This window comes from Curtobacterium sp. TC1 (genome assembly GCF_019844075.1).
Taxonomy (GTDB): domain Bacteria; phylum Actinomycetota; class Actinomycetes; order Actinomycetales; family Microbacteriaceae; genus Curtobacterium.
In genome coordinates this window covers 457,011-473,387 of sequence record NZ_CP081964.1, presented here as the reverse complement: position 1 = coordinate 473,387, position 16,377 = coordinate 457,011, and the positions used below count along the sequence as shown (strand labels likewise).

At 69.8% G+C, this 16,377-nt stretch carries 21 protein-coding genes; 6 read left to right on the top strand and 15 right to left on the bottom strand.

Translation table 11 applies throughout. The features are described from left to right. Positions 1-11: 11 nt before the first annotated feature. Positions 12-326 carry a DMT family transporter gene (locus KZI27_RS03460; RefSeq protein ID WP_222659330.1) on the top strand — a complete coding sequence of 105 codons (315 nt, stop codon included), beginning with the start codon at positions 12-14 and terminating at the stop codon, positions 324-326. A 1-nt stretch (position 327) separates the two neighbouring features. Then, positions 328-696: a DMT family transporter gene (locus KZI27_RS03455; RefSeq protein ID WP_222659329.1), complete on the top strand. Its 369-nt coding sequence runs from the start codon at positions 328-330 to the stop codon at positions 694-696. Positions 697-838: 142 nt separating this feature from the next. On the opposite strand, the gene KZI27_RS03450 is transcribed toward KZI27_RS03455, so the two are convergent. After that, positions 839-1,978 (bottom strand): CE1758 family FMN-dependent luciferase-like monooxygenase, encoded by a 1,140-nt coding sequence (locus tag KZI27_RS03450; protein ID WP_123310633.1) that lies wholly within the window; start codon positions 1,976-1,978, stop codon positions 839-841. Between the two features lie 98 nt (positions 1,979-2,076). Then, entirely contained in the window at positions 2,077-2,883 is an 807-nt protein-coding gene (locus tag KZI27_RS03445; RefSeq protein ID WP_222659328.1) for a phosphatase PAP2 family protein, read from the bottom strand. A 331-nt stretch (positions 2,884-3,214) separates the two neighbouring features. On the opposite strand from KZI27_RS03445, the gene KZI27_RS03440 reads away from it, so the two are divergent. After that, on the top strand, positions 3,215-3,664 hold the full coding sequence (locus KZI27_RS03440) for a DUF4383 domain-containing protein (protein WP_185021241.1): 450 nt from the start codon (positions 3,215-3,217) through the stop codon (positions 3,662-3,664). Between the two features lie 115 nt (positions 3,665-3,779). Here KZI27_RS03440 and KZI27_RS03435 read toward each other — a convergent pair whose 3' ends face one another. The 12 genes from KZI27_RS03435 to KZI27_RS03380 form a co-directional block, all read right to left on the bottom strand. Next, a complete protein-coding gene (locus tag KZI27_RS03435; protein ID WP_123310641.1) occupies positions 3,780-5,111 on the bottom strand; it encodes an ATP-dependent RecD-like DNA helicase in 1,332 nt (443 codons plus the stop codon). Further along, positions 5,108-7,066 carry a cytochrome c oxidase assembly protein gene (locus KZI27_RS03430; RefSeq protein ID WP_222659327.1) on the bottom strand — a complete coding sequence of 653 codons (1,959 nt, stop codon included), beginning with the start codon at positions 7,064-7,066 and terminating at the stop codon, positions 5,108-5,110. The genes KZI27_RS03435 and KZI27_RS03430 overlap by 4 nt, the downstream gene beginning before the upstream one ends. Positions 7,067-7,241: 175 nt before the next feature. Beyond that, positions 7,242-7,529, bottom strand: a complete 288-nt coding sequence (locus tag KZI27_RS03425) for an HU family DNA-binding protein (RefSeq protein WP_111085379.1) — start codon at positions 7,527-7,529, stop codon at positions 7,242-7,244. Positions 7,530-7,819: 290 nt separating this feature from the next. After that, complete coding sequence (gene rpsN, locus KZI27_RS03420) at positions 7,820-8,125, bottom strand: 30S ribosomal protein S14 (protein ID WP_017886455.1); 306 nt, start codon at positions 8,123-8,125, stop codon at positions 7,820-7,822. A gap of 2 nt (positions 8,126-8,127) precedes the next feature. Continuing rightward, complete coding sequence (gene rpmG / locus KZI27_RS03415; protein WP_017886456.1) at positions 8,128-8,298, bottom strand: 50S ribosomal protein L33; 171 nt, start codon at positions 8,296-8,298, stop codon at positions 8,128-8,130. Further along, entirely contained in the window at positions 8,298-8,534 is a 237-nt protein-coding gene (rpmB, locus tag KZI27_RS03410; RefSeq protein WP_111085377.1) for a 50S ribosomal protein L28, read from the bottom strand. The genes rpmG and rpmB overlap by 1 nt, the downstream gene beginning before the upstream one ends. A 230-nt stretch (positions 8,535-8,764) precedes the next feature. Beyond that, positions 8,765-9,457 (bottom strand): alpha/beta fold hydrolase, encoded by a 693-nt coding sequence (locus KZI27_RS03405; RefSeq protein WP_222659326.1) that lies wholly within the window; start codon positions 9,455-9,457, stop codon positions 8,765-8,767. A gap of 10 nt (positions 9,458-9,467) precedes the next feature. Continuing rightward, entirely contained in the window at positions 9,468-9,917 is a 450-nt protein-coding gene (locus tag KZI27_RS03400; RefSeq protein ID WP_222659325.1) for a Fur family transcriptional regulator, read from the bottom strand. Then, positions 9,914-10,918, bottom strand: coding sequence for a metal ABC transporter permease (locus tag KZI27_RS03395; protein WP_222659324.1), 1,005 nt, complete (start codon positions 10,916-10,918; stop codon positions 9,914-9,916). The genes KZI27_RS03400 and KZI27_RS03395 overlap by 4 nt, the downstream gene beginning before the upstream one ends. Further along, positions 10,918-11,763 (bottom strand): metal ABC transporter ATP-binding protein, encoded by an 846-nt coding sequence (locus KZI27_RS03390; RefSeq protein WP_222661156.1) that lies wholly within the window; start codon positions 11,761-11,763, stop codon positions 10,918-10,920. The genes KZI27_RS03395 and KZI27_RS03390 overlap by 1 nt, the downstream gene beginning before the upstream one ends. A 47-nt stretch (positions 11,764-11,810) precedes the next feature. Beyond that, positions 11,811-12,722 carry a metal ABC transporter solute-binding protein, Zn/Mn family gene (locus KZI27_RS03385; RefSeq protein WP_222659323.1) on the bottom strand — a complete coding sequence of 304 codons (912 nt, stop codon included), beginning with the start codon at positions 12,720-12,722 and terminating at the stop codon, positions 11,811-11,813. Positions 12,723-12,849: 127 nt separating this feature from the next. After that, positions 12,850-14,118 (bottom strand): PTS transporter subunit EIIC, encoded by a 1,269-nt coding sequence (locus KZI27_RS03380; protein ID WP_222659322.1) that lies wholly within the window; start codon positions 14,116-14,118, stop codon positions 12,850-12,852. 178 nt (positions 14,119-14,296) lie between these two features. Between KZI27_RS03380 and KZI27_RS03375 the strand changes: the two genes are divergently transcribed. After that, positions 14,297-14,533 (top strand): PTS transporter subunit EIIB, encoded by a 237-nt coding sequence (locus KZI27_RS03375; protein ID WP_222659321.1) that lies wholly within the window; start codon positions 14,297-14,299, stop codon positions 14,531-14,533. Further along, the gene (locus KZI27_RS03370; RefSeq protein ID WP_222659320.1) at positions 14,530-14,982 is read left to right on the top strand and encodes a PTS glucose transporter subunit IIA; all 453 of its coding nucleotides are present in this window, start codon (positions 14,530-14,532) and stop codon (positions 14,980-14,982) included. Before KZI27_RS03375 ends, KZI27_RS03370 begins: the two co-directional genes overlap by 4 nt. 102 nt (positions 14,983-15,084) lie before the next feature. Here KZI27_RS03370 and KZI27_RS03365 read toward each other — a convergent pair whose 3' ends face one another. Beyond that, positions 15,085-15,819, bottom strand: a complete 735-nt coding sequence (locus KZI27_RS03365) for a GntR family transcriptional regulator (protein WP_222659319.1) — start codon at positions 15,817-15,819, stop codon at positions 15,085-15,087. Between the two features lie 268 nt (positions 15,820-16,087). Here KZI27_RS03365 and KZI27_RS03360 point away from each other — a divergent pair, with 268 nt between their 5' ends. Further along, the gene (locus tag KZI27_RS03360) at positions 16,088-16,327 is read left to right on the top strand and encodes a lactococcin 972 family bacteriocin (RefSeq protein WP_222659318.1); all 240 of its coding nucleotides are present in this window, start codon (positions 16,088-16,090) and stop codon (positions 16,325-16,327) included. The last annotated feature ends 50 nt before the right edge of the window (positions 16,328-16,377 follow it).

Sequence of the window (16,377 nt, the reverse complement as noted above, 5' to 3'; positions counted from 1 at the left end):
GGAACATCGTCATGGCATGGGTCATCCTCGTGCTGAGCGGCGTGCTCGAAGCCGTCTGGGCCACCGCGCTGAGTGCGTCGAACGGCTTCAAGAAGGTCGTCCCGACGATCGTGTTCGTCGCCGGCATGGCCCTCAGCATGGTCGGCCTGGCATTCGCGATGCAGTCGATCCCGGTCGACACCGCCTACGCGGTCTGGGTGGGCATCGGCGCCTCGCTCACGGTCGTCGTGTCGATCCTGCGCCGGCAGGAATCGGCGTCGCTCGCCCGCCTCGGCCTGGTGTTCGGCCTGGTCGCCTGCGTCGTCGGCCTCAAGGTGGTGAGCTGAGGTGGCCTGGATCGTCCTGTTCGTCAGCGCCACGCTCGAGACCGTGTGGGCGACCGCCCTCGGCGAGAGCGACGACTTCACCCGCCCCGGCCCCACGGTCGTGTTCGTGATCACGATCGTGATCAGCCTCGTCGCGTTCGGCTACGTCCTGCAGCACATCCCGATCAGCACCGCGTACGCGGTCTGGACCGGCACCGGTGCCGCGTTGACCGTCCTGTGGGGCATGGCCACGGGCGCCGAGCCCGTCACGGTCCTGCGCGTGCTGTTCATCGCCGGGATCGTCGGCTGCGTCGTCGGCCTGAAGCTCGTGCCGGCTCGTCCGGCGGTCGCGCCCAGGATCTCGGCGGGGCGAGCCCGAGACTCGGTCTGAGCGACCGATCTCGCGCCGCGTGCCCCGAGAACCGTCGCTGACCCCGAGACTCGGGTCGCGCTCGCGACACAGGCGGTGACGGACGGGAGGCCCGGTGCCAGCTGGCACCGGGCCTCCCGTCCGTCAGGTGGTCACGTGACGATCAGACGGACGCGCCCGTCCACTCGTCCTCGGCCGCGACGTGGTCGCTGCCGACCGTGCCGGCGGCGAGCGCCGCGGCGGCGCGCTCCGTGTGGCTCGGCGGGTTGGACGGCACGTCGGCCGGACGGCCCTCGTCGTTCAGCTTGCGGAGCTCGGGCACGATGTCCGTCGCCAGGATGTCGATCTGCTCGAGCACCGTCTTGAGCGGCAGCCCCGCGTGGTCGACCAGGAACAGCTGTCGCTGGTAGTGGCCGACGTGGTCCTTCATCGCGGCGTACCGGTCGATGACCTGCTGCGGCGAACCGACCGTGAGCGGGGTCTGGGCGGCGAAGTCCTCCATCGAGGGACCGTGGCCGTAGACCGGGGCGTTGTCGAAGTAGGGCCGGAACTCGTCGACCGCGTCCTGCGAGTTCTTCCGGGCGAAGAACTGCCCGCCCAGACCGACGATCGCTTGATCGGCGCGGCCGTGACCGTAGTGCTCGAAGCGCTGGCGGTACAGCCCGACCATCTGCTCGGTGTGCTGGATCGGCCAGAAGATGTTGTTGTGGAAGAAGCCGTCACCGTAGTAGGCGGCCTGCTCGGCGATCTCCGGCGTGCGGATCGAGCCGTGCCAGACGAACGGGGGCACGCCGTCGAGGGGGCGCGGCGTCGAGGTGAAGCCCTGCAGCGGCGTGCGGAACTTGCCCTGCCAGTTGACGACGTCGTTCTCCCAGAGCTGGCGGACGAGCGCGTAGTTCTCGATCGCCAGGTTGACGCCCTGGCGGATGTCCTGCCCGAACCACGGGTACACGGGGCCGGTGTTGCCGCGACCCATCATGAGGTCCATGCGGCCGTCGGAGATCACCTGGAGCATCGCGTACTCCTCGGCGATGCGCACCGGGTCGTTCGTGGTGATGAGCGTGGTGCTCGTCGAGAGCGTGATGTCCTTCGTCTTCGCCGCGAGGTAGGCCAGCAGCGTGGTCGGCGACGAGGCGACGAACGGCGGGTTGTGGTGCTCTCCGGTGGCGAAGACGTCGAGTCCGGCCTGGTCGGCGTGCTGCGCGATGGTGAGGATGTCACGGACGCGCTGGGTGTCGTCCGGCGTGGTGCCGGTCGTGGGATCGGTCGTGACGTCACTGACCGTGAAGATGCCGAACTGCATGATGCGCCGCCTTTCGCGATATCGATGCGTTTGCATCGACTTGCTGGGTACAACGTAGCGCACGCCGGCACATTCCCGCCAGGTGCTGACCGGTCGCGTCAGCGGGCGTCGGGCAGTGCGGCCGGGTCCGTCCGGGCCGCGTGGTGCATGCCGTCGAGGAACCACACCGCGGTCACCACCGCCAGGACGCTCGCGCTCGAGGCCAGGCGTCCGGCCATCAGGATCGCGGCGCGGTCGTGGGCGCCGTCCCCGGTCAGGCCGACGACGAGCGCCGCGACACCGACGGCCAGCGTGACCCCGGTCGCGACGAGCAGGACGACACTGACCACCCGGCGCGGCCCCCGACGGCCGTCCCGGTCACCGCGGAGCCCCCGGTCGACCCTCGGCCCGAACGCCCGGACGACGCCGAGCCAGAACATCGCGATCGCGCACGCGCCGATGATGTCGCTCACCCGGTGCCAGCCGTACACGACCGTCTGGTTGGCCACGAAGACCGCGTAGACCGCCCCGAGCAGGGTGACGATCGGCCGGAAGCGACGGGGCGTGACCATCAGCACGGCGAACAGCGCGGCGAGCGCGATCGTCGCGTGCCCCGAGGGGAACGAGTTCGGCGTCGTCGACTGGGCGATCTCCGGGCGCTCGGCGATACGCTTGACCAGCGTCGAGGTGGCCGCCGACGCGAGCACCACTGCACCCGCGCCGAGCCCCACCGAGAGCCGTCGCCTGGCGAACGCCACCGCGACGATCACGACAACGAGCAACAGGATCACCGGCACCGAGATGACGTTGAGCGCAGTGTCCGAGCTGAACAGGTCGGACTCCCGGACCCCGCCGAGCGCGGCGTCCTCCATGCGCTGCCCCACCGGCGTCAGCACCGCGGCCGCGTAGACGGAAGGTACGATCACGAACCCCAGAGCCGCCAGCACACCCCACCGCAACCGCCGCGAGACGCTCGGTCCACGCGACTCCGGTCCATTGCGCTCGGGTGTCAAGGTCACCGGGCTGGTCCTCCTCGGAGTGGTCGTCGTCGGTCTCGTCGCACGCCTGGTGACGGCGCTGCGATTCGGACGGTCGGGGTCGGACACGATACCGTTGGCTCACCGGCCGGAGGCTGGGAACCGCGCGGCCGTCAACCGCGGATCCCGCGCTGTGCCGCTCAGTGCCGCGCCGCGCAGTTCGGCGGGCACCGCCGGACTGACGCACGTCGCGTCGGCAGTGTACGAGGAGGAGACCGAAGTGGCCATCAAGGAACCGGGCATCACCGCCTCACCGAACCGCGGGCTCGCGCTCACGGTCGGTGGCGTCCTCGCACTCTGGGGCATCCTGGGCTTCTTCTTCGCCGCCGACGGCGACCCCGGCTTCTTCAGCCGACAGGGCGGGATGCTGTGGAACGCCTTCGGCGTGAACCCGCCGCTCGCCCTCATCTGGGTACTGCTCGCCGCAGTCCTGCTCATCACCGGGCTCGGCAACACCATCGGTTCGCGGAACGGCAACCTGCTCGTCGGCGCCGTGCTCGTCGTGCTGGCGGTCTACGGGTTCGTGTTCGTGGACACCTCGGCGAACATCTTCGCGCTGAACACCACCGACAACGTGTTCCACGCGATCGTCGGGGTCGTCCTGCTGCTGACGGCGTTCGGTGCCGACAAGGAGAACCTCCGCGCGCTGCGTGCGGCGGCTCGCGCCTGACGCACCGACCCGCTCCCCGACGCCCGTCTGCCGCTCCGGCAGGCGGGCGTCGTCGTGTGCGCGGAGCGTGGGTGTAGTGCGTGGGTGCAGTGCGTGGGTGCAGTGCGCGGGTGTGTCAGGCGTCGTCGTCGGAGTCGGGGTCCGACGCAGGCTCCGGCTTCGGTGCTTCGAGTGCCGTCGCGACGATGCGCGGCGCTTCGGACATGAAGCGCCGGACGTCCGTGTCGACGATGATGTCCTGCGGCCGCAGCGGCCGGGTCAGGTACAGCCCCTCGAGCGAGGTCAGCCGTGACAGCGCGACGTAGGTCTGGCCGGCGCTGAACACCCGGTTGCCGAGGTCGACCACCGCGCGGTCGTAGGTGCTGCCCTGGGACTTGTGGATCGTGACCGCCCAGGCGAGCCGCAACGGGAACTGCTGGAACTCGCCGACGGTGTCCTTCTTGAGTTCCTTCTTGTCGGCGTCGTAGGAGTACTTGAACTTCTCCCACACCGACGGCTGGACCTCGAACGACTCCCCGTCGACGTCGACCCACACCGTGTCGCGGATCGCCGTGACGATGCCGAGCGTCCCGTTCACCCACCGCTGGTCAGCGTCGTTGCGCAGGAACATCACGTGCGCGCCGGGCTTCAGCTCGAGTGCTTCGTCGGCCGGGAAGTTCCGCCCGCCGAAGTCGCCGTTGACGTCGGCCTTCGCGGTCTTGACCTTGCCGGGCAACCGGTCGAGCGCCGCCTTGTTGATGCGCGCGACGGTGTCGTTCCGGGTGGCGAGGGTGATGGCGTCGTCGGGCGAAGGCCGCGCGCCCGCGGTGTTCAACTGGTCCGCGATCTCGGCGGTGACGCGGCCGTGCCGCACCGCCGTGAGCATGGCGGCGAACGCGTCGTCGCGCTGGCGGTGCACGGTGGCGAGCTCGATGATGTTCAGCTTCGCCTCGAGCCACACCTTGGCGTCGAAGAACCACATCGACCGGTAGTGGTCGGTGAAGTACGCGCGCTCGTCGGCGCCGCCCGGCACCGGCGGCAACTGGTACGGGTCTCCGAACATCACGACCTGCACGCCGCCGAACGCCTCGAACTGCCGCCCGCGGGCCTTCCGCAGCGAGCGGTCCATCCCGTCGAGCAGGTCGGCGTTCACCATGGAGACCTCGTCGATGACCAGGGTGTCGATGGTGTTCAGGAGCTTCCGGGTGTCCGGCCCCTGGCGGAGCTCGGCGTCGGCGATCAGGCCGATCGGCAAGCGGAACAGGGAGTGGATCGTCTGACCGCCGACGTTCAGGGCCGCGACCCCGGTCGGTGCGCAGATCACGACCTGCTTCTCGGTGTTCCACGACAGGTGGTTGAGCAGGGTGGACTTGCCCGTCCCCGCCCGACCGGTGATGAAGACGTGGTCGCGGGTGTGCTCGATGTACTCGAAGACGGCCCGCTGCTCGTCGCTGAGCTCGATGCTCATCGGGCGTCCTGCTCGAGGGTGCGCGGTTCCGCCGCGGGCGTGCGCGCGTCCGCCGCGGGCGTGCGACCCGACGTTCCAGCACGCCGCAGCTGCACGAGCACCACGACGACGACCGCCACCAGGAGCAGCACCCCTGCGGCCACGAGCACGAGTCCGCCGCGGGCCTGGTCGACGAGCGGGTCGGGCCCCCACGTGCGTCCCATCGCGCCGAACCACGAGGCCTGCAGCAGCCCGAGCGGCCCGCGCATCGCGATGCCGAGTGACACCGCCCCTGCCGCGACGACCACGGCTCCGACGATCCGGACGACCGCCGCCCCGCGGGTCGGGTGGGTCCGGCCAGCCGCGACGGGGGTGAAGAGCGTCGGCATCGCGAGGAGACCGACGAGCAGGAAGCCGACGTCGATGACGGTGCGTCCCGTGGAGTCGCTCACCGACCAGCGGACGGCGTCGGTGGCGAAGTACGCCCACCACACCGCTGCGGCGAGCAGGAACGCGGGGAAGGGCTGCACGAGGTAGCGGACCGCGGCGTTGTCGACCAGCACACCGGTCCACTCGCGCACCCCGGTGCTGTCGTCGTCGCGAGGGTGCACCGCTGCCCGGATGAGCACGACCGGAGCCGCCGCCCACACCAGCGCGGGCACCACGAGTCCGAGCAGCACGTGCGCGCCGACGTTCGCCGACACCAGGAACCGGTCGTACTGGTGCAGCGAACCGGACGTCGCGACGACGAGCGACACGATCGCCACGGCCGCCGCCACCGAACGCCGCACCGGCCAGCGGACCCCGGCACGGCGCAGGCGGACGACGCCGGCGACGTACGTCGCGGCGAGCAGCACGGCGGCCATCAGCCAGAACAGGTCGATGTTCCACTGCGTCAGCCAGCCCCAGGCCCCGGGCGCGTGCGGCAGCAGGTCGTCGGTGAGCAGCTCGGCCGGGCTCGGGTCGGTCGTCTTGCTCAGCGCGATCTGGTCGACCGGGGTCGCCGTGCGTCCGAGCGCCGCGGCGAAGCCGGACGCGACGCCCATCACGGCGAGCTCGACCACGATCAGGGTCCAGAACGGGCGGTGCCGTGCCGGTGCCTCGGCCAGGGACCGGATCGCACGCCGACGCTGCACGGCACCGAGGACCCCGATGGCCACGATTGCGCCGATCTTCACCAGCACGAGGGTGCCGTACGGCGTGAACAGGTTCGACAGGGCGCCGACACGGATCTGGGCCGAGGCGACACCCGACACCGCCACGAGCACGAAGCAGCCGAGCGCGATGCTCGAGTACCGCGCGACGACCACGGCCAGACGGTCGCCCGGCAGCACGCCGCGCAGGAGCACGAGCATGGTCAGGCCACCGACCCAGAGCGCGGCACCGACCAGGTGCAGCCCGAGCGCGGTGACCGCGGCGTCGTGGCTGGCGGTACCGGCGGCGTGGCCCTGCTGCGCGAGCGGGATGAGGCCGATCATCGAGACCGCAGCGGTCAGGGCGACCATCCCCCGCGAGCGCACGGCGAAGCAGAGCACCGTGACCGCGGCGGCGACGAGCACCGTGACGAGCCAGGCGAGGCCGAGGTCTGTGCCCGTCAGGAACACGCCCATCGACTGGCCGAACTGCTCGTCGATGCTGATCTCCGAGCCGGCGACGCTCAGGAAGGTGAAGAAGGTGGTGACCGCGGACGACACCGTCCAGATGCCGCTGGCAGCGGCCGCGACGTCGATGGCGCGGTTCCACTCGGGGCCGGACCGCGAGAGCCCGACGGTGGCGAGCGCCAGACCGCCGATCGTCGCGGCGGCGGACAGGTCCACGACCAGCCGGGAGATCGGCAGCCCGAAACGGACCAGGGGGCCGGGGTCGGCGATCAGCGCTGCGTTCGCACCACCGCCGATGACGAGTGCCGTGAGCAGCGCCACGAACCCGACGAGCAGGAGCACGGCGGGACCGGCGATGCGCGCGATCCGATTCACCCGTCAAGCCTAGGCGGTGCCCACCCGGCCGCAGAACGGGGCGGGCCGATCTGTGGGAACCGGCACGGGCCTCCCGGTCGACGCAGCGCGACGAACGCGACCAGACGCGACGTACGCGCCCCGGGAACGACGAAAGGGACGGCCGAAGCCGTCCCTCCCGATGCGCGGAACAGTCTTACTTGACCGCAGCCTTGAGCTTCGAGCCGGCGCTGACCTTGACCGAGTCGCTCGCGGCGATCTCGATGGCCTCACCCGTCTGCGGGTTGCGGCCGGTGCGGGCGGCGCGGTGCGTCTTCTCGAAGGCGATCCAACCGGGGATCGTGACCTTCGTGCCGTCCGCGACGGACGACGAGACGACGCTGAAGAGCGCGTCGACGACGCCGTTGACGGTGGCCTGGCTCTGGCCGGACTCGGCGGCGACGGCAGCGACGAGCTCGGTGCGGTTCAGTGACTTGTCAGCCATGGATGTCCTCCTCGGACTTCTTGCAGTATCGGTCGGACGAGCGTGCCGTCCGGCGCCCGGAGCGGTTGCCCCGTGCCACGGTGCCAGTGGGCCGAGGGCCCGGCGGAACCGGAGTTGAACCTACCAGCCGCAGGGGGTGAAAACAGCCGACTCGCCCGGATTTCCGGGCTTGTCGGGCTCGGAGATGGATGCTGGAGGGGCAGATGTGACGAATGACCGGTCGCATGTACCCCGTACACAGCGAACGCCCCGCCACCAAGAGGTGACGGGGCGTCGGGTACTGCGAGTGCTTACCAGGAGCTCTTCGTGATGCCGGGGAGCTCTCCACGGTGGGCCATGTCGCGGAAGCGGACACGGCTGATGCCGAACTCACCCAGGTGGCCACGGGGGCGGCCGTCGATCGCGTCGCGGTTGCGGTAGCGGATCGGGGATGCGTCGCGGGGCAGCTTCTGCAGGCCCACGCGAGCGGCCTCACGCGACTCGTCGGTGCCGTTCGGGTCCACGAGGGCCTTCTTCAGCTCGAGACGACGCTCGGCGTAGCGCGCGATGATGACGGCACGCTGGTTGTTCTTCGCGATCTTGCTCTTCTTCGCCATGCTTAGCGCTCCTCACGGAAGTCGACGTGCTTGCGGATCACCGGGTCGTACTTCTTCAGCACGAGACGGTCGGGGTTGTTCCGACGGTTCTTCTTGGTCACGTACGTGAACCCGGTGCCCGCCGTCGAGCGGAGCTTGATGATCGGACGGATGTCCTGACCCTTTTTCGCCATCAGATCTTCTCCCCACGGGCGAGGACGTCCTTGACGACGGACTCGATGCCGCGTGCGTCGATGACCTTGATGCCCTTAGCGCTGACATTGAGCGTCACGTTGCGACGCAGCGACGGCACGTAGTACGTCTTCTTCTGCACGTTCGGGTCGAAGCGGCGCTTCGTCCGGCGGTGCGAGTGCGAGATGTTGTGACCGAAGCCGGGAACGGCGCCGGTCACCTGGCACACTGCTGCCATGGTTTCCTCCTGAGGTACCGTGCGACCGGACGGCCGCACCCAAGTTCACTTGCCTGGTGCGCACGCGCAGGACCACCGGAGTGGTGCATGCGAGGGGGTTGTGCACACCGCCCAGGCCCGCAACCCCTGTCGAAGGGGGAACGAGCACCACGCGACCGCGGCGTTCGCGACGGTCGGAGGGCTTGGAACAACGGGTCCCCCACGCGGACGTGGAGAACCAAGGGGAGAGCCTACGCGAGGTCCGGGCGTGTCGCAAGCGCACGCACCATGAGCTCGCCGAGCTCGAGCGGTGCCGTGAACATCGGCCAGTGTCCGGTCTCGAGTCCGACGATGCTGAGTTCCTCGGTGGCGACGAGTTCCTCGGCCCAGGCCTGGTGGTCGGCCACCATCGTCGCGAGCTCGGTCGCCGGGATCTCGCAGGTGATCACCGTCGCCGGGATCGTGTGCCGGGCGGCGTCGGCGTAGTGGAAGCGGTCGGACGGAACCGCGGCGGGCTCCGGGATCGCCCGGTGCTCGAACGCTTCGCGCAGGGACGGGGTCATCCCGCGCACCGTGGCCGGCTCCCAGACGTCCCACGACGGCAGCGGGACCACCCCGTCGACCACGGGCAGTTCGTCGTTGACGCAGCCGCCGGCGGGGCCGGGGAACGTGTCGACGTACAGCAGGTGCGCGACGAGCGAGGGCCGCTGGTCGGCGGCCATGTACGCGATCGGTCCGGCACCGGAGTGTCCGGCGAGCACGACGGGCTCGTCGGGGCTGGCGACGTCGTCCAGGCGCTCCACGAGCGCCGCGACCTGCTCGTCGAGCGTGTCACCGTCGCGGGTGATCGCCTCGACCGTGTGGCCCGCCTGCAGCAGCACCGGGGCGACGTCGTCCCACGCGCTCGCGTCGAGCCAGAACCCGGGGACGAGGATGACGTGCATGGCGCGGACCCTACTCGCCGGCGGCGTCGCCGGTCGGTGATCCGGTTCCGGTTCCGGCACCAGCCGCCGTGCACACCGCGCACTCACCGAAGATGTCGACGACGTGGCTGGCGTTCGTGAACCCGTTGGCCGCGGCGACGTCCTGCGCCCACTGCTCGACGGGGTCCGCCTCGATCTCGACGGTCCGGCCGCAGTTCCGGCAGATCAGGTGGTGGTGGTGCGCGTCCGTCGTGCACGCCCGGTACAGCGATTCGCCGTCCTGCTGCAACGAGTCGGCGTCGCCCTCGGTCGCGAGATCGGCGAGCGCCCGGTAGACGGTGGCGAGACCGATCGTCGAGCCCTCGTCACGCAGGTGCTGGTGCAGCGCCTGCGCACTGACGAACCCCTCGGTGGAGTCGAGGGCACCGCGCACCGCTTCGCGCTGCCACGTGTTCCGCTTGACCTTCTGCACGGCGTTCATGCTGGCACCTCTTCCTTCTGGCCGGCTGCCGGCTTCGTCCCGGTGGTTCCGGTTCCGGCTCCGGTGGTTCCGGTTCCGGCTCCGGTGGTTCCGGTTCCGTTCGTTCCGGACGGGAGGCCCGGTGCGCCCCCGCCACGCTGGTCGCGGCGGACGACCCGGTCGCGTCCACGGCGGTCGCGCCTGGCCCCGACGATCCGGCAGACCACCCAGATCGCGAACGAGATGGTCGTCACGTAGGGGCTGATCGGCAGACCGCCGCCGAGTGCGAGCAGGATGCCACCGACGACCGACACCACGGCGAACACCGTGGACAGCACCGGCACGACGACCGGGTGCGAGCTGAGCCGCAGGGCCGCGGCCGCCGGGGTGACGAGCAGCGACAGCACGAGCAGCGCGCCGACGATCTGCACCGACACCGCGGTGGCCAGACCGAGCACGAGCATGAACACGATCGCGAGGGTCCGTACCGGGATGCCGGCCGCCGCGGCCACGTCGGGGTCCACCGACGCGAACATCAGCGGGCGCCAGATGACGAGCAGGGTCGCGACGACGATGGCGGCGATGACGATCAGGAACGTCAGCTGCGGGTTGTCCACCGACACGATCTGGCCGGTGAGCAGTCCGAACTTGTTGGCCGCACGCCCCTTGTAGAGCGCCAGGCACAGGATGCCGAGCCCGAGGCCGAACGGCATGAGCACCGCGATGATCGAGTTGCGGTCGCGCGCCCGCGAGCCGAGCACCCCGATGAGCAGCGCCGCGATCACCGACCCGACGAGGGACCCCGTGACGACGTTGACGCCGAGCAACAGGGACGCGCTCGCCCCGGCGAAGGACAGCTCCGAGATGCCGTGCACCGCGAAGGGCATGTTCCGGGCGACGACGAACGGGCCGATGAGCCCGCCGACGATGCCGAGCACCGCACCGGCCCAGATCGAGTTCTGGACCAGGGCCACGAGCTCGCCGTAGTCCTGGAACGAGAAGACCGTCGACAGGACGTCCATCAGATCCGCCCTTCGTCCGACGCCGGGGCGTGCGGGTCGACCTCGCCGTGGTGGTGGTCGTGCGCGTCGTTCGCGCCGACGATGACGATGCGCCCCATGGTCCGGACGACGTCGACGGGGGTGCCGTACAGGTCGCTCAGGACGTCGGCACGCAGGACCTCGTCGGGGGAACCGATGCGGAACCGGCCGCCGGCGATGTACAGGACCCGGTCGACGACGTCGAGGATCGGGTTCACGTCGTGCGTCACGAACAGTACGGCGGCCTCGTGCTGCCGACGCTGCCGGTCGATGAGCTCGGTGACGCCGCGTTGGTGCCGGAGGTCGAGCGAGATGAGGGGTTCGTCGCACAGCAGCAGTGCCGGGTCGGCGGCGATGGCCTGACCGACGCGGGTGCGCTGCTGCTCACCGCCGGACAGCTCGGCGACCGGGGCGTCCGCGAACGCGGTGGCACCGACCTCGTCGAGGATCCGGTCGATGCGGGCCCGGTCGGCCTTCGACGTCGGCAGGACGCCCCAGCGGTGTCCCGTCACGCCCTGCGCGATCATGTCGCGCGCGCGCAGCGGGGTACCGGCCTCCATGAGCCGCTGCTGCGGGATGTAGCCGATCTTGCGGTGTCCGCGACGGACGGACTGGCCGAGGAACGACATCGTGCCGCTCGTCAGGCGCTGCTGCCCGAGCACCGTGCGCAGGAGCGAGGTCTTGCCGGCACCGTTCGGCCCGAGGACCGCGACGAACTCCCCCGGCGCGATGTCCAGGTCCAGGTGCCCCCAGAGCTTCCGCTCGCCGAAGGACAACCCGGCGTCGCGCAGCGCCAGGACCGGACGGGCCGCAGCCCGGTCGTCCACCGAGGTGGTCGCCGGGCTGTCGGTCGTCGCTGCTGCGGTCGAGGTCGTCACTTCTGGAGCGCCGCCTGCACCGCGTCGATGTTCGCCTGCTGCCACGAGACGTAATCCTGCCCCTCGGGGAGCGTCTCCGTGACACCGACCACCGGGACGTCGTTGTCCTCCGCCGCCTTCTTGACCTGTTCGGTCTCGGGGCTGGAGGTCTGGTCGTTATAGGCCAGGAGCTCCACGTCGCCGCTCGTGAACAGCGCGAGGGTGTCCTTGAGGGCGGCCGGCGGCACGTCGTCGTCCTCCTCGATCGCCTCGGAGAAGGCGTCGGGGGTCTCGTTGTCCAGGCCGATCGCGTCGAACAGGTAGCCCGGCACCGGCTCGGTGTACGCCACCGCGTCGCCGTCGTACGTCTTCTTCAGGTCGGCGGTCTGGGACTCGAGGTCCTCGAGCTTCGTGGTGAGCGCGTCGGCGTTCTGCTCGAACGTGGACTTCTCGCCCTCGTCGAGCGCGGACAGGCGCTTCGTGACGTCGTCGACGAGCTTGACCATCGTCGGGTAGCTGTAGAACACGTGCTCGTTGAACTCGGCGTCGCCGCCCTTGTCCAGGCCGGACAGCTGCACGACGTTGATCGTGTCGGCCTTCGTGTCCGACGCGTCGGCGAGGGTGGTCATGAAGTCGTCGTACCCGCCGCCGTTCTCGATGAGCAGGTCGGCCTTCGACACCGCGAGCTGGGTGCGGGCGCTCGACTCGAACGAGTGCGGATCCTGCGAGGGGTCGTTCAGGATGCTCGTGACCGACACGTGGTCGCCACCGATCGACTCGACGATCGAGCCGTAGACGTTGGTCGAGGCGACGACGGCGATCTTCCCGTCGCCGCTGGCGTCGCCCGAGGCCGAGGAGGTCGCGCAGCCCGTCAGGGCGAGCGCTGCGGCGCCGGCGACGAGCGGGAGGGCGAGGAGTCGGTTGTGCATGCTTCGACGGTAGCGCTTGCTGATAACGATTGTCAAAACCGGTATCGGCGCTCTGGTGGTGACGACAGACGGACAGGAGGCGCGGTGCCAGTTGGCACCGCGCCTCCTGTCCGTCACGTGGTGACGTCTACGGCTTGGTGGCCGCGTCGATCGTGTTCTCGGCGATCGTGTCCTCTTCACGCCCGGGCGTGCGGAGGTTCCACTTCTTGATCACGAAACTGAACAGGAAGTAGTAGACGACCGCGTAGCCGAGGCCGATCGGGATGAGCCAGATCGCCCCGTCCGCCTTGCCGAAGTTCAGCACGTAGTCGATCGCGCCGGCCGAGAACGAGAACCCGTCGTGGATCCCGAGGGCATTGACGAGGGCCAGCGAGGTCCCGGTGAGCACCGCGTGGATGACGTACAGCGGGAACGCCACGAACATGAACGAGTACTCGAGCGGCTCGGTGATGCCGGTCACGAACGAGGTGAGGGCGGCGGAGATCATGATGCCGCCGACGAGCTTGCGGTTCTGCGGCTTGGCGTTGCGCCAGATCGCGAGGGCACCGGCGGGCAGGGCGAACATCATGATCGGGAAGAAGCCGGTCTGGAAGATGCCCGCGGTCGGGTCACCGGCGAGGAAACGCGGGATGTCGCCGTGGACGATGTCGCCCGCCGCGTTGGTGAAGCTGCCGAGCTGGAACCACGGGAAGAAGTTGAGCAGCTGGTGCAGGCCGATCGGGATGAGCATGCGGTTCGCGAACCCGAAGATGCCGCCACCGATGACGGCGTTGTCGGCCACCGCGGTGCCGGCAGCGGTGAGTGCGATGTCGAAGTACCGGTAGACGAACGACATCAGGACCGCGATCACGAGTCCGGCCGCGGCCGTCAGGATCGGGACGAGACGACGACCCGAGAAGAACCCGAGGAAGTCGGGCATCTTCGTGCGGTGGAACCGCTCCCACATGACCGCCGAGACGAGACCCATCACGATGCCGCCGAGGACGCCGAAGTTGATGACCGCCTGGTCGCCGTTGGCGTCCTTGACGCCCGCGAGCACGACCGGGGACATGACGGCGAACACCTGGTACATGACCATGTAGCCGACGACGGCGGCGAGCGCCGTCGTGCCGTCGGACTTCTTCGCCCAGCCGATCGCGATGCCGACCGCGAAGAGCAGCGGCAGCCAGGTGAAGATCGCCTGACCAGCGGCGGAGATGACGCCCGCTCCGGTCTCGAACCCGGGGATGGCCCCGAGCAGGTCGGGCTGGCCGATGCGGTTCAGGATGCCCGCGGCGGGCATGACCGCGATCGGCAGGAGCAGGCTCCGTCCGAGGCGCTGCGCTTGCGCGAACAGCCGGGACTGCTTCTTCGGCTTCTTCTTCTCCGGCACGTCCGTGGCAGTGGTGGCGCTCATCGGAGGTCCTCTCGTCATTGGGTGGAGCTGTCGGGGTGAGTTGAGTCGTGCAGCCAGCGCAGGTAACCTCGGCGGTGTCGCCAGGTCCGGTCCTGTCCGGTCATGACCAGTTCCGTAGTCTGAACCGAGACCGGTCCCGTGTCAACCTGGTACGAGAACCCTTAACGAGGAGGAAACGATGGCCGACATCAAGGCAGCCGACATCATCGCCGCGCTCGGCGGTGCCGACAACATCGAAGAGGTCGAGGGCTGCATCACGCGCCTCCGCGTCGAGGTCGAGGACGGCGACCTCGTCGACAAGTCCGCACTGCAGGCCGCGGGCGCCCAGGCCGTCGTCGGTGGCGGCACCGGCTGGCAGGTCATCGTCGGCACGGTCGCCGACAACCTCGCGCAGGACATCCAGGACGAACTGTGACGGCGGTCCGCACGCCGTTCGCCGGTCCGGTCGTCGCCCTCGCTGACGTGCCGGACCCGGTGTTCGCCGGCCAGCTCGTCGGCGCCGGCGTGGCCGTCGACCCGACGGGCGTCGAGGGCGCGGTCACCGCGGTGGCCCCGGTCGACGGCACCATCGTGAAGCTGCACCCGCACGCGTTCGCGCTGCAGGGCGCGGCGGGCACGGACGTCCTCGTGCACGTCGGCATCGACACCGTGAAGCTGTCGGGCGAGGGCTTCGAGCTCCTCGCCACCGAGGGCGCGACGGTCACGGCCGGCGACCCCGTCGTCCGGTTCACCCCCTCGGTGATCTCGGCCGCCGGGTACTCGCCGATCTGCCCCGTCGTGGTGCTCGGCTCCGCGCCGGACACCGTCGACCAGGGCACGGTGGGCACCTCGGTGCTCGACGGCGACACCCTGTTCGAGGTCTGACCCGGATCGACCCCGGTCCTTCCCCGGTCCTTCCCGCCCAAGCGACTGTGAACCGCGAACCGTTCGCGGCACACAGTCGCTTTCGCGTTCCCAGCCCGAGACTCAGGCGACCACAGGGGTCGCCGTGACCTCCATCTGCACGCGGTACCGGTCCGAGCGGTACCAACTGCGGGTGTGCTCCACGGGGCGCTCCCCCGCGTACGACACCCGGTCGAACTCGAGCACCGGAGCGCCGGTCTTCGTGCCGAGCAGCGTCGCGACGTCGTCTGCGGCGGGGTTCGCGGCCACCGTCTGCTGCGCCCGGTCGATCGGGGTGCCGTACTCGTTGGCGATGATCGAGTACACCGACCCGGACAGGTCGTGGTCGAGCAGACCCGGGAACGCGTCGGCCACGAGCCAGGCGTCGTCGATCGACACCGGAGCGCCGTCCGCCATCCGCAGTCGCTTCACGTGGAAGGCCGACACCTCGGCGTCGAGCCGCAGGGCCGCCACGGTGTCGCTCGGCGGCACGCGCTCCTCGCGCACCAGGACGACCGTCGTCGGCACGTGGCCCATCGCCCGCATCTCCTCGGTGAACGAGGCCAGGTGCAACGTCGACTGCACGGGCCGGTGCGCCACGAAGGTGCCCTTGCCGCGCACGCGCTCCAGGTAGCCCTCGTTGACGAGCTGCCCGAGGGCTTCGCGCACGGTGATCCGCGAGACGCCGTACTCGGCGATGAGCTGACGTTCGGACGGGATCGCGGCGCCGGGAGCCAGGCGTGCGGTGGCGAGGTCGAGCAAGATGCGCCGCAACTGCTGGTGCTTCGGTTCGGCACCCTCGGTGATGCGGCTCGTCATGCGTCCCTCGTGCTCCGTTGCTGGTCCTGGGCGGTGGTCATGCGCGGACATGACCAGTTCCCAACACAGTAGCGAGTCGACCTCGGAACGCCAACGTGCGCGATGTTCCGCCTGGGCAGGGCGGGAGGGCGTGTTGATGTTTCACCGGCTTGACATCACATTCTCAACCCTGCCAGTGTGACGCTCGGTCGCATCCGCGTCAGCGCTCGAGGTCCTCGGGTCCGGCGCGGAAACCGGCGGCGTCACGATCGCCGATCCGGGTGCGGGCGTGAGCGGTGGGACCCGCGACTACTCGACGCATGGCGACGGTGGGGGTGGGAGCTTCTGGCAGTGGGGTGTGGGTCGCGACGACACGTGGTCGAACTACTTCCGCGAGAAGCGGTGCCACGGCGCGACCGCCGTCGGCAAGAAGTCGAAGCGCGTGTCGAACGTGCCCGGTGGGAAGTACGCGATGGCGATGACCCCGAAGGCGAGCAGCGGCAACAAGGCGTATTACCACAACTGCTGAGGCGAGGAGCGGGCGCTCCGAGGGAGAGCCCGCTCCTCCGATCGCAAGGG